Source organism: Actinacidiphila sp. bgisy160 (assembly GCF_965342435.1).
Taxonomy (GTDB): domain Bacteria; phylum Actinomycetota; class Actinomycetes; order Streptomycetales; family Streptomycetaceae; genus Actinacidiphila.
Genome location: NZ_CBDRCM010000068.1, coordinates 23,101 through 35,268 on the forward strand (window position 1 = coordinate 23,101; position 12,168 = coordinate 35,268).

Annotated in this window: 10 protein-coding genes and 1 pseudogene; 3 read left to right on the forward strand and 8 right to left on the reverse strand. The window is 73.8% G+C overall.

Annotated elements, in window-relative coordinates; genetic code table 11:
• Nucleotides 1-25 precede the first annotated feature (25 nt).
• The 6 genes from ACRWNP_RS33060 to hrcA all read right to left on the reverse strand — a co-directional run bounded on the left by ACRWNP_RS33060 (nucleotide 26) and on the right by hrcA (nucleotide 7,992).
• On the reverse strand, nucleotides 26-940 hold the full coding sequence (locus tag ACRWNP_RS33060; protein WP_431967991.1) for a ribonuclease Z: 915 nt from the start codon (nucleotides 938-940) through the stop codon (nucleotides 26-28).
• 6 nt (nucleotides 941-946) lie between these two features.
• Entirely contained in the window at nucleotides 947-1,306 is a 360-nt protein-coding gene (locus ACRWNP_RS33065) for a histidine triad nucleotide-binding protein (RefSeq protein ID WP_431967993.1), read from the reverse strand.
• A gap of 320 nt (nucleotides 1,307-1,626) precedes the next feature.
• A complete protein-coding gene (locus ACRWNP_RS33070) occupies nucleotides 1,627-4,899 on the reverse strand; it encodes a S41 family peptidase (RefSeq protein WP_431967995.1) in 3,273 nt (1,090 codons plus the stop codon).
• A gap of 86 nt (nucleotides 4,900-4,985) precedes the next feature.
• On the reverse strand, nucleotides 4,986-5,723 hold the full coding sequence (locus ACRWNP_RS33075; RefSeq protein ID WP_431967997.1) for a 16S rRNA (uracil(1498)-N(3))-methyltransferase: 738 nt from the start codon (nucleotides 5,721-5,723) through the stop codon (nucleotides 4,986-4,988).
• Between the two features lie 113 nt (nucleotides 5,724-5,836).
• A complete protein-coding gene (gene dnaJ, locus ACRWNP_RS33080; protein ID WP_431967998.1) occupies nucleotides 5,837-6,976 on the reverse strand; it encodes a molecular chaperone DnaJ in 1,140 nt (379 codons plus the stop codon).
• Nucleotides 6,976-7,992: a heat-inducible transcriptional repressor HrcA gene (hrcA, locus tag ACRWNP_RS33085; RefSeq protein ID WP_431968000.1), complete on the reverse strand. Its 1,017-nt coding sequence runs from the start codon at nucleotides 7,990-7,992 to the stop codon at nucleotides 6,976-6,978. The genes dnaJ and hrcA overlap by 1 nt, the downstream gene beginning before the upstream one ends.
• 207 nt (nucleotides 7,993-8,199) lie before the next feature.
• Here hrcA and ACRWNP_RS33090 point away from each other — a divergent pair, with 207 nt between their 5' ends.
• Both ACRWNP_RS33090 and ACRWNP_RS33095 read left to right on the forward strand, forming a co-directional pair.
• The gene (locus ACRWNP_RS33090; protein WP_431968002.1) at nucleotides 8,200-8,934 is read left to right on the forward strand and encodes an MBL fold metallo-hydrolase; all 735 of its coding nucleotides are present in this window, start codon (nucleotides 8,200-8,202) and stop codon (nucleotides 8,932-8,934) included.
• Between the two features lie 29 nt (nucleotides 8,935-8,963).
• The gene (locus ACRWNP_RS33095) at nucleotides 8,964-9,794 is read left to right on the forward strand and encodes a DUF3097 domain-containing protein (RefSeq protein WP_431968004.1); all 831 of its coding nucleotides are present in this window, start codon (nucleotides 8,964-8,966) and stop codon (nucleotides 9,792-9,794) included.
• Here the strand turns inward: ACRWNP_RS33095 and ACRWNP_RS33100 are convergent.
• Nucleotides 9,778-10,350, reverse strand: coding sequence for a Uma2 family endonuclease (locus tag ACRWNP_RS33100; RefSeq protein WP_431968006.1), 573 nt, complete (start codon nucleotides 10,348-10,350; stop codon nucleotides 9,778-9,780). The genes ACRWNP_RS33095 and ACRWNP_RS33100 overlap by 17 nt on opposite strands.
• A 121-nt stretch (nucleotides 10,351-10,471) precedes the next feature.
• A complete protein-coding gene (gene hemW, locus ACRWNP_RS33105) occupies nucleotides 10,472-11,704 on the reverse strand; it encodes a radical SAM family heme chaperone HemW (protein ID WP_431968008.1) in 1,233 nt (410 codons plus the stop codon).
• Nucleotides 11,705-12,049: 345 nt separating this feature from the next.
• Between hemW and ACRWNP_RS33110 the strand changes: the two are divergent.
• Nucleotides 12,050-12,168, forward strand: a pseudogene (locus tag ACRWNP_RS33110) (RNA-guided endonuclease TnpB family protein); the annotation flags it as partial.

Here is a 12,168-nt window from a genome sequence, read left to right on the forward strand (position 1 = left end):
GTCAGGGGCGTGCGGCCGGCTCCGGCTAGCTCGGGCGGCGCTTCGGCACGGCGACCCGGCCGAGGTCCCGCGCGACCGTCAGCTCGCCCTCGAAGCCGGCGTCCCGCGCCTGGCGCTCGAAGTCGGCCGGATCGGTGTAGCGCTGCGAGAAGTGCGTGAGCACCAGATGCCGGACGCCCGACTCGGCGGCCACCCTGGCGGCCTGACCGGCCGTCAAGTGCCCGTGCTCCTGGGCCAGCGCGGTGTCCTCGTCCAGGAAGGTCGACTCGATGACGAGCAGGTCGCAGCCGTCGGCGAGGGCGTACACCGCGTCGCAGAGCCGGGTGTCCATCACGAAGGCGAAGCGCTGCCCCGGGCGCGGCTCGCTCACCTCGGCGAGCGTCACCCCGTCGGCCTCGCCCTCGCGCTGCAGCCGGCCCACCGCCGGTCCGGTGATGCCGTGCGCCGCCAGGCGTTCCGGCAGCATGCGGCGCCCGTCCGGCTCGACCAGCCGGTAGCCGTACGCCTCCACCGGGTGCGACAGCCGGCGCGCCTCCAGCCGGAAGGCGTCGGAGTCGGCCAGCACCGCCGCCTCGCCCGCCACCGGTTCCTCGCGCAGCCGCACGGTCTCGCGGTAGGCGGTGGCGTACCGCAGCCGGTCGAAGAAGCGGCGGCCGGACTCGGGGTAGTGGGCCGTCACGGGGTGCGGCACCCGGTCGAGGTTGATCCGCTGGATCACCCCGGCCAGGCCCAGGCTGTGGTCCCCGTGGAAGTGGGTCACACACAGCCTGGTCAGGTCGTGCGCCGCCACGCCGGCCCGCAGCATCTGGCGCTGCGTGCCCTCCCCCGGGTCGAAGAGGATGCCCTCGGTGTCCCAGCGCAGGAAGTAGCCGTTGTGGTTGCGGTGCCGGGTCGGGACCTGGCTGGCCGTGCCGAGCACGACCAATTCACGTGCGGACACCGTCGGTTACCCGGGCGGCCACTCGAGGCCACGACCGCCCAGCACGTGGGCGTGCGCGTGGAAGACGGTCTGGCCCGCCCCCGCGCCGGTGTTGAAGACGACCCGGTAGCCGGTGCCGACCACCTTGTCCTCGGCGGCGACCTCACCCGCCTCCCGCAGCACGTCCGCGGCGAGCTGGGGTGCCTGGGCGGCCAGCGAGGCGGCGTCCGGGTAGTGCGCCTTGGGGATGACCAGGACGTGCGTCGGCGCCTGGGGGTTTATGTCACGGAACGCGACGGTCGTCTCGGTCTCCCGCACGACGGTCGCGGGGACGCTCCCGGCGACGATCTTGCAGAACAGGCAGTCCGCCTGCGGTTCTCCCGCCACCTGACGCCTCCGTCCAGGGGTTGATCAGTACGCCCCGCATGCTACCGGTGCCCCCACACCCTGTCGTCAAAGTGCCTCCCCAAGCCTTCGGTCCGGGGGAGTTGCCGAATCGTCCGAGCAGCCCACTACGAGGACGACTCTCCGCCTTGCGATGCACCGCACCTGCGAGCACCTCCCAGCGGAGCTCAGGGAACCGCGGCGCCCGCCCTCCGGACGGTGCCTGCGCCTCCCAGCGGAGCTGGGGGAGTTCGTTTGACGACAGGGCCTCGCGGCGGCGCGCCGTCGCGGAGCCCGGGTCGCGCCGGGCCCCGCTCCCGCCGCTACGGCAACGGGGGCGCGGTACGGGCCGGGGCGGTCTCCAGCGCCTCCAGGGCGAGGCGGACGGCCTCGTCCAGCTGTGGGTCCCGCCCGGCGGCCCAGTCCTGCGGGGTGTGGACGACCTCGACGTCCGGGTCGACGCCGTGGTTCTCCACGTCCCAGCCCACGCCCTCCAGCCACGTGGCGTACTTCGGCTGGGTGACCAGCGTCCCGTCGACCAGGTGGTAGCGGGAGTCGATACCGATGACGCCGCCCCAGGTCCTGGTCCCCACCACAGGCCCGATCCCCAGTGCCTTGATCGCCGCGTTGACGATGTCGCCGTCCGAGCCGGAGAACTCGTTGGCGACGGCCACGACGGGCCCGCGCGGCGCGTCCAGCGGGTAGCTGAAGGCGGGCAGCCCGCGCGGCACATCCCAGCCCACGATCCGCCGCGCCAGCTTCTCCACGACCAGCTGCGAGGTGTGGCCGCCGCGGTTCTCCCGCACGTCCACGACCAGTCCCTCTCGGACGACCTCCACGCGCAGGTCACGGTGGAGCTGGGCCCAGCCGGAGCCGACCATGTCGGGTACGTGCAGGTAGCCCAGCCGGCCGCCGGACAGCTCGTGCACGTACGCCCGGCGCCCGGCGACCCAGTCGTGGTAGCGCAGCGGCTCCTCGTCCGCGATGGGCACGACGACGACATGCCGCAGCGCCCCGCCGTCGGCCGGGCCGACGGTGAGCTCGACGGGCTTGCGCACGGTGCCGATCAGCAGCGGGCCGGGGCCGGTCAGCGGGTCCACGGGCCGTCCGTCCACCGCGAGGATCGCGTCGCCGGCGCGGACCGCGACACCCGGCGCGGCCAGCGGGGAGCCGGCCCGCGGGTCGGAGGTCTCGGAGGGCAGCACCCGCTCCACGCGCCACACGCCGTCCGCGTCGCGGGTGAGGTCCGCGCCGAGCAGGCCCTGACGGTGCAGCCAGTCGCCGCGGCCGCCGGACGGCATGACGTAGGCGTGCGAGGTGTTCAGCTCGCCGGCGACCTCCCAGAGCAGGTCGACGAGGTCGTCGTGGGTGGCGACCCGGTCCAGGACGGGACGGTAGCGGTCGCGCACGCCGTCCCAGTCGACGCCGCCCATGTCGGCCCGCCAGAAGTTGTCCCGCATCAGGCGGTGCGACTCGTCGTACATCTGGCGCCACTCCGCCTGCGGGTCGACGGTGACGCGGATCCGGGAGAGGTCGACGGTGACGTTGCTGTCGGTCTCGTCGTCGGACGGGGCCGACTTGTGGTCGGCCGCGGCCACCCGCAGCCGGTGACCGGAGGTCACCAGCACCTTGTTGCCGTCACCGGTGACCGCGTAGTCGTCGGCGTCGTCGGCGATGTCCTCCACGCGCAGCTGCTTGAGGTCGTACCGCTCCAGCGCGGTGGACGGCGGCTCCGCCTCGGGCGAGGCCAGGCTCGCGCCCAGGACCCCGCGCACGGGGTGCCGCAGCCACAGGACGCCGTCCTTGGCCGCGCGCAGCGTGGAGTAGCGGGCCGCCTCCACCGGGAAGGGCACGATGCGGTCGGCCAGGCCCTCGGTGTCCACCTTGGTGACGGGGGTACGGGGCCGGTCCTCGCCGTCCTCCTTGCGTGAGTCCTTCTTGCCCTCGTCCTGGCCTCGGTCGTCGCCGTCCCTGTCCTCGGCGGAGGAGTCGACCGGCCGCCCGTGGCGCTGCGGGCCGAAGGGCGAGGGCGTGGTGGCGGCGAGCGTGATCAGGTGGGGGCGGCAGGCGCCGAGGAAGGCCATGTCGAAGACGTGGTCGTCGTAGACGGGGTCGAAGGAGCGCTCGGACAGGAACGCCAGGTGCTTGCCGTCGGCGGTGAAGGCGGGCGAGAAGTCCCGGAAGCGCAGCGGCGTCGCGTCGACGACGGTGAGGTCGGCGGTCGAGGCCAGCTTGAGCTGGCGCAGCGGGTCGGGCCCGGCGTGCGACCAGGCGAGCCAGGCCGAGTCAGGCGAGAAGGCCAGGCCGGTGGCGTGGCCGTGCTCGCCCTCCACGACGGTGCGCACCTCGCCGGTCTGGGCCTCGACGAGCAGCACCCGGCCGTCGTGCGAGGCGACGGCGATCCGGTGGCCGTCCGGCGAGACGGTCATGGCCAGGACCCTGCCGAGCCGCCCCGCGGCCAGCCGGCGGGGCGCGGCCGGGCCGGTGCCCGCCGCGGGGGCGATCTCCAGCGCGTCCTCGCCCTCGGCGTCGGTGACCCAGACGACCTGCTGGTCGCCCTCGCCGCCGAACACCCGCGGCAGCCGCGTTCGCACCCCCGGTTCGGCGGACAACGCCCGTGCCGGGCCACCGCGGTGGGTGACCCAGTGCGTGGTGCCGCGGATCTCCACCGCGCTGCCGCGGCCGGTGTGGTCCGGCCGGGCGTCGCCGAGGTGGTGGGCCGCGTGCACCGGGTGCGGCTGCAGGTCGACGCGCTGGCCGCCGAGGCGTACCTCGACCGGGCGGGCCTGGGCGCCGTCGAGGTCGTCCAGCAGGAACAGCCGTCCGGTGCTGGTGTAGACGACGCGGGTGCCGTCCGTGGCGGCGTGCCGCGCGTAGAAGCCGCCGTCCTCCACGGCGGTGTGGCGCCGCAGGTCGCTGCCGTCGGGGAGGCTGGAGTAGACCGCGCCGACGCCCTCGTGGTCGGAGAGGAAGGCGAGCCTGCCCCCTGCCCACATCGGGCACTCCAGGTTGCCGTCCAGGTCGGCGTGGATCCGCTCGAACTCACCGTCCCCGGTGCGGTCGATCCACAACTTGCCCGCGGTGCCGCCCCGGTAGCGCTTCCAGGCCGCCGCCTCGCGGCCCATCGTGGCCGACAGCAGCAGCACGGCACCGTCCGGCCCGTAGGCGACGTCCCCGACCGGTCCGTACGGCAGCGTCGCGGCGGGACCGCCGTCGACCGGGATCGCCCGCGCCCAGCTGCGGCGCAGCGACGCCTGCCCGTACGTGCTGATGGCCAGCACGTCGCCACCGGGCGTCCAGCCCCGCACGGAGGTGCGACTGCCCCAGTACGTCAGCCTTCTCGACGGCCCGCCGTCGGTGGCCGCGACGTGCACCTCTGGTGCGCCGTCCCGCGTGGAGGTCCACGCGATGAACGTCCCGTCGGGCGAGAAGCGCGGATGGCCGACCGGCATGTTGTCCGCGCTGACCCGCCAAGCCCGCCCGCCGCCGTCCAGCGGGGCGGCCCAGACGTCGTCCTCGGCGGTGAAGGTGATCAGGTCACCGTGCAGATGCGGGAAGCGGAGGTACGCGGGGTGCGAAGGCTGCGGCTGCGTCACGTGGTCACATTAACCACCCGGCGCCCTGCTGGTCAGGGGTTTTCGATCTCATTGCCCGCCGGGGGGCTTCATGCCTGGTGGGCGCGTCAGCCCCAGCGTCCGGTGCGGCCGAGCAGGAGGGCGGTGGCGGCGACCCCGGCGGTGGAGGTGCGCAGGACACTGGCGCCGAGACGGTACGGCTTGGCACCGGCGGCGGCGAAGGCGTCGAGCTCCTCCGGGGAGACCCCGCCCTCGGGGCCGACGACGAGGACGATGTCGCCCTCGGGTGGCAGCGGGACGCCGGCGAGCGGCTCGGAGCCCTCCTCGTGGAGGACGGCGGCGAACGCGGCACCGGACAGCAGCCCGGCGAGCTGACGGGTCGTCATCGGCTCGGTGACCTCGGGGAACCGCAGGCGCCGGGCCTGCTTGGCGGCCTCACGGGCGGTGGAACGCCACTTGGCCAGGGACTTGGCGCCGCGCTCGCCCTTCCACTGGGTGATGCAGCGCGCGGCGGCCCACGGCACGACCGCGTCGACACCGACCTCGGTCATGGTCTCGACGGCGAGTTCCCCGCGGTCGCCCTTGGGCAGCGCCTGGACGACGGTGATCCGCGGCCGGGGCTCGGCCTCCTCGCGGACGTCGGTGACGGCGACCTCGAGCGTGTCCTTGCCGTCGAGGGCAGCCACCGTGCCGTACGCGCCGCGTCCCAGGCCGTCGGTGAGCACGATCTCCTCGCCGACGCGCAGCCGGCGCACGGAGACCGCGTGCCGTCCCTCGGGGCCGGAGAGCGTGATGCGGTCCGGACCCAGCGCGCCGGGTTCGACGACGAAGACGGGTGCGGTCACGGCGCGGTCCTCGGGGAGCGGTGGGTCAGGGCGGCCATGCGCCCATCGTTTCACGGCGCGCGACGGCCCGCGGTCCAGGGTGTGCCCACCCCCGGCCGCGGGCCCATGGGCGACTAGCGCCCGTTGAACGCGTCCTTCAGACGGGAGAACAGCCCCTGCTGGCCCGGCTGGAACTGCCCCATCGGCCGCTCCTCGCCGCGCAGCTTCGCCAGGCGGCGCAGCAGCTCCTCCTGTTCCGGGTCGAGCTTGCCCGGGGTCTGGACCTCGACGTGCACGATGAGGTCGCCCCGGCCGCCGCCCCGCAGGTGCGTGATGCCGCGCTGGTGGAGCGGGATCGACTGGCCGGACTGCGTGCCGGGCCGGATGTCGATCTCCTCCAGCCCGTCCAGGGTCTCCAGCGGGACCTTGGTGCCCAGCGCCGCCGCCGTCATCGGGATGGTGACGGTGCAGTGCAGGTCGTCGCCACGCCGTTGGAAGACCGCGTGCGGCAGCTCGCGGATCTCGACGTAGAGGTCGCCGGCGGGGCCGCCGCCGGGGCCGACCTCGCCCTCGCCCGCGAGCTGGATGCGGGTGCCGTTGTCGACACCGGCCGGGATCTTGACCGTGAGCGTGCGCCGCGACCGGATCCGGCCGTCGCCCGCGCACTCCGGGCACGGGTTGGGGACGACGGTGCCGAAGCCCTGGCACTGGGGGCAGGGCCGCGAGGTCATGACCTGGCCGAGGAAGGACCGCGTGACCTGCGAGACCTCACCGCGGCCGCGGCACATGTCACAGGTCTGCGCGGTCGTGCCCGGGGCGGCGCCCTCGCCGTGGCAGGTGTTGCAGACCACGGCCGTGTCGACCTGGATGTCCTTGGTCGTGCCGAAGGCCGCCTCGTCCAGCTCGATCTCCAGGCGGATCATCGCGTCCTGGCCGCGCCGGGTGCGCGAGCGCGGACCGCGCTGGGACGCGGTGCCGAAGAAGGCGTCCATGATGTCGCTGAAGTTGCCGAATCCCGCGCCGAAGCCCGCGCCCGCGCCCGCACCGCCGCCGTTGGCGGACAGCGGGTCGCCGCCGAGGTCGTAGACCTGCTTCTTCTGCGGGTCCGACAGCACCTCGTAAGCGGCGTTGATCTCCTTGAACCGCTCCTGGGTCTTCGGGTCGGGATTGACGTCCGGGTGCAGCTCTCGCGCAAGACGGCGGAAGGCCTTCTTGATCTCGTCCGGGCTTGCGTCGCGGCGCACGCCGAGCACGGCGTAATAGTCCGTGGCCACTACGACTCCGCCAGGATCTGTCCGACGTAACGTGCCACTGCGCGTACCGCTCCCATCGTTCCGGGGTAATCCATGCGGGTCGGTCCGACCACGCCGAGTTTCGCCACCGCCTCGTCGCCCGAACCGTAGCCGACGGAGACGACGGATGTGGAGTTCAGGCCCTCGTGGAAGTTCTCGTGACCGATTCTCACCGTCACACCCGAGTCCTTGGCCTCGCCCAGCAGCTTGAGGAGCACCACCTGCTCCTCGAGCGCCTCCAGTACCGGGCGGATCGTCAGCGGGAAGTCGTGCCCGAAGCGGGTCAGGTTGGCCGTGCCGCCGAGCATGATCCGCTCCTCCGTCTCCTCGACCAGGGTCTCCAGCAGTGTGGCGAGGACCACCTGGACGGACGGCCGGTCGTCGGGCTCGAAGCCCTCGGGGAGTTCCTGCACCAGCGGCGGGACGTCGCTGAACCGGCGCCCCACCACCCGGCTGTTCAGCCGGGCGCGCAGGTCGGCCAGCACGGTCTCGCCGACCGGTGCGGGGGCGTCGACCAGCCGCTGCTCCACCCGTCCGGTGTCCGTGATCAGCACCAGCATGATCCGGGCCGGGGCGAGCGCGAGCAGCTCCACGTGGCGCACGGTGGAGCGGGTGAGCGACGGGTACTGGACGATCGCGACCTGCCGGGTCAGCTGCGCCAGCAGCCGCACCGTACGGGCCACCACGTCGTCGAGGTCGACGGCACCGTCCAGGAAGTTCTGGATGGCCCGGCGCTCCGCGCCGGACAGCGGCTTGACGCTGGTGAGCCGGTCGACGAAGAGCCGGTAGCCCTTGTCGGTCGGCACGCGGCCGGCGCTGGTGTGGGGCTGCTGGATGTAGCCCTCCTCCTCCAGCACGGCCATGTCGTTGCGGACGGTGGCCGGGGACACGCCCAGGGCGTGCCGCTCGGTCAGCGCCTTCGAGCCGACCGGCTCCTCGGTGCCCACGTAGTCCTGGACGATGGCACGCAGCACTTCCAGCCGTCGTTCGCTGAGCATCGCGCACCTCCAGTCGCTCGGTCACCGTGCGGGTCGTGTCGCCCCCTGCCCTGGCACTCCGCTTCCCTGAGTGCCAGTTTTCCCCAAGTCAGTGTACGGCGGGGTGGCAAGACCTCGGCAAGGGCCGTCCACGGGTCAGGCCCCCGGGGCGTCCTTGACCGGCCACCGTAGCGGGCGCGGGGCGCGTCGCGGCGATACCGTCGCGTTGTGGAGACCACACCGACCACGCCGGGGTCCACCGGCGGCTGGGAGCAGCTCGCGCCGGGGGTCGCCCGGCGGCGGCTGCCCTTCCTCGACGTGACCGTCGGCGTCGTCGTCGGCGACGAGGGCGTGCTGCTGGTCGACACGGGCTCCTCGGTCGAAGAGGGCGCGGGACTGGGCCGGGAGGTCCGCGAACTGACCGGCCGGGACGTGACGCACGTCGCACTCACCCACGGCCACTTCGACCACGTCTTCGGCACCGCCGCCTTCGAGGGCGTCCAGGTGTTCGGGGAGATGACCCTCGACGCCTACCTCGACCGCGAACGCTTCTCCCTGGGCCTGGACGCGGTCAAGCACGGCGCCGGCGAAGCCGAGTCCGCCCGGGCGGCGGGCGCCCTCGTGCGCCCCGGTCACCTCGTGGACGGCTCCTGCGAGCTCGACCTCGGCGGCGACCGCCAGGTCCTGCTGGTCCACCCGGGTGAGGGGCACACCACGCACGACCTGGTGGTGATCGTGCCGGGCACGCCGGCCGTGGTCTTCTGCGGCGACCTCGTCGAGGAGTCCGGCGAGCCCCAGGCCGGGCCCGACGCCGCCCCGCGGGCCTGGCCCGCCACCCTGGACCGGCTGCTGCGGCTGGGCGGCGAGACCGCGCTGTACGTGCCCGGCCACGGCGCCGTCGTCGACGCCCGCTTCGTCCGCGCCCAACGGGACGCGCTGGCCGCCCGCTTCGGATCGGCCTGAGCGGCGCCCGCGCGGATACGATCCCTGGCATGCGCAGCCGCAGCTACGACCCCGACCTCACTCCACCGTGGAAACGGCCCGCCACGCCCGCACCCGAGGTCGAGGCCGGGCGGGGCCTGGTGGTGGAGGAGGTGTCCACCGGCTTCTGCGGCGCCGTCGTCCGCTGCGAGAAGACCGCCGAGGGCCCCACGGTCACCCTGGAGGACCGCTTCGGCAAGCACCGCGTGTTCCCGCTGACACCCCGCGGCTTCCTCCTGGAGGGCCGCGTGGTCACCCTGGTGCGCCCCTCCGCCGCCGCCCCCGCGGCAGGCCCCAGGCTGACCGCCTCCGGCTCCATCGCCGTCCCCGGCGCCAGGGCCCGGGTCGCCCGCGCCGGCCGGATCTACGTCGAGGGCCGCCATGACGCGGAGCTGGTCGAACGCGTCTGGGGAGACGACCTGCGCGTCGAGGGCGTCGTCGTCGAGTACCTGGAGGGCGTGCACGACCTCCCCGCGATCGCCGCCTCCTTCGCCCCCGGCCCGGACGCCCGCCTCGGCGTCCTCGTCGACCACCTCGTCCCCGGCAGCAAGGAGTCGCGCATCGCCGCGGAGGTCACCGGCGAGCACGTCCTGGTCGTCGGCCACCCCTACATCGACGTCTGGGAGGCCGTGAAGCCCTCCTCCCTCGGCATCCCCGCCTGGCCGGCCGTCCCCCGCGGCCAGGACTGGAAGACCGGCGTCTGCCGCGCCCTGGGCTGGCCGGAGAACACCGGCGCCGCCTGGCAGCGCATCCTGGGCGCGGTCCGGTCCTACAAGGACCTGCAGCCGGAACTGCTGGGGCGGGTGGAGGAGCTGATCGACTTCGTCACGGCTCCGGAGTGAGCCCCGGCAGGACCCCGAACTCCGACGTGTCCAGGGCGACGTCCACCACGGGCAACCGCACCGTCTCGCCGAACTTCCAGGTCCGCTCGGCCCGGTAGTCGGCCTGATCACCCGTGCCGGCGGGCTCGGTGAGGACGACGCACTTGGCGGCCAGGGGGTCGACGATCACGTAGACGGGCACTTTCCCGGCGGCATACATCGACCGCTTGACGACGTGGTCCCTGTGGGCGCTGGTCCTGGAGACGACCTCGGCGACCAGTGTGACCGCCTCCGACGGCAGGAGGCGCCCCGATGCGGGCCCCGCACCGCGCTCGAGGATCACGAGGTCCGGCTGGGGTTCGCTCGCCTCCTCCGCAATCGCGATGTCCTGCGTCTGCAAGCGCCTCCAGCGCGTGCGGGGGAACTGGTCGATCACCGCGTCGATGATGTCGTTGTGGACCAGGTCGGGCCCGGCCGTCATCACGATTTCCCCCCTGAGGAGCTCGACCTTGACCCCCTCGGGAGCCTGGATGTTCTCGAAGAAGTCAGTCATTCGGCGATCATCCACAGCGGTCATCCTCGTGGCCCTCCGCTTCCCGCCGCCGCATACACGGAGGCAGCTTACGAACAGCGTAGGGAGGCACTGCCGGTACGCGTAGTGCCTCACTCCGGCGAGTGATCGGCCCGGCCGGGGGGCTTCAGTCGACCAGGTCCCTGACCACCGCGTCCGCCAGCAGGCGGCCGCGGAGGGTGAGAACGGCGCGGCCATCGGCGTAAGGACCGGGCTCCAGGAGGCCGTCCCTTACAGCGCGCTCCGCGGCCGCTGCGCCCGCCGGGGCGAGGATGCCGAGCGGGCAGCCGTCGGAGAGCCGCAGCTCCAGCAGGATCCGCTCCACACGGCGGTCCTCCGCCGCCAGCACCTCGCGGCCCGCGCCGGGGCTGCGTCCCTCCGCGAGCGCGGCCGCGTATGCCGCCGGGTGCTTCACGTTCCACCAGCGCACCCCGCCGACGTGGCTGTGCGCGCCCGGCCCGGCGCCCCACCAGTCCGCGCCCGTCCAGTACAGCTCGTTGTGGCGGCACCGGGCCGCGTCCGAGGTCGCCCAGTTCGACACCTCGTACCAGTCGTAACCGGCCGCCGCCAGGCGCTCCTCCGCGATCAGGTAGCGGTCCGCGTGCACGTCGTCGTCCGTCATCGGCACCTCGCCGCGCCGGATCCTGCGGGCCAGCTGCGTGCCCTCCTCCACGATCAGCGCGTACGCCGACACATGGTCCGGCCCCGCGCCGATCGCGGCGTCCAGCGACGCCCGCCAGTCGTCGTCCGACTCCCCCGGCGTCCCGTAGATCAGGTCCAGGTTGACGTGATCGAATCCCGCCGCGCGCGCCTCCGCCACGCACGCCTCCGGACGGCCCGGCGTGTGCCGCCGGTCCAGCACCTGCAGCACGTGCGGGCGGGCGCTCTGCATCCCGAACGAGATCCGGTTGTACCCCCCGGCCCGCAGTTCACCCAGGTACTCGGGGTCGACCGACTCCGGGTTCGCCTCGGTGGTGACCTCCGCGCCCTCCGCCAGGCCGAACTCGTCCCGGATCGCACCCAGCATGCGCGCCAGGTCCGCGGCCGGGAGCAGGGTGGGGGTTCCGCCGCCCACGAACACGGTCTCGACGCGGCGGGGGTCGTCGCCCAGCACCTTTCGGGCCAGCCGGATCTCGCCGACCAGTGTGTCCGCGTAGTTCTCCCGGGAGGCGAGCACGCCGCCGGTGCCGCGCAGCTCGGCGGCGGTGTAGGTGTTGAAGTCGCAGTAGCCGCAGCGGGTGGCGCAGTACGGGACGTGCAGGTAGAACCCCAGCGGGCGGGAGTCCGCGCCGCGCAGCGCGGTGGGCGGGAGCGCGCCGTCCTCCGGCATGGGCTCACCGTCGGGCAGTACGGATGGCATGCGTCCCATTGTCCGCCATCCCCGCGGGGGGCTGCGCCGCTGCCGGGGGTCGCCCCTCGCGGCCGGTGGTTGTGTGCGGGTCGTTTGCGCCTGCGGTGGGCACCCCCCGCCCTTCCGCCCGATTGCCCCGGACGGTCGGTGCGGGCCTACGCGCGGTTCGTGGGTGGGCCGGGGTCGGGGCCTCCGGGGCTGGGCATTCCGGACCGCATATTCGTGCATGGCGGGCGGTCCGGATCGGTGCCGTCTGTGCCGCACAACACATACACGTCAGCGCCCAGAACGCCCACCCTGCCCCGGCCTTCGGCCGGGGGTGCCCCCCAACGACCCCGCCCCCTCCGTATCGGGCGTAAGCCCGCACGCGGGCAGGGCGCGTCCAGGGGCTACCGCACGGCGCGGGCGCAGACGGCGAAGCTGCACAAGAAGGTGGCGCGGCAGCGGCAGGACACCGCCCGCAAGTGGGCCAA

What these genes read in the sequence shown, in the direction of transcription:
- hemW (WP_431968008.1), bottom strand. Translation starts at nt 11,704, where the DNA reads ATGCCATCCGTACTGCCCGACGGTGAGCCCATGCCGGAGGACGGCGCG.
- hrcA (WP_431968000.1), bottom strand. Translation starts at nt 7,992, where the DNA reads ATGCTCAGCGAACGACGGCTGGAAGTGCTGCGTGCCATCGTCCAGGAC.
- ACRWNP_RS33095 (WP_431968004.1), top strand. Translation starts at nt 8,964, where the DNA reads ATGCGCAGCCGCAGCTACGACCCCGACCTCACTCCACCGTGGAAACGG.
- ACRWNP_RS33100 (WP_431968006.1), bottom strand. Translation starts at nt 10,350, where the DNA reads ATGACCGCTGTGGATGATCGCCGAATGACTGACTTCTTCGAGAACATC.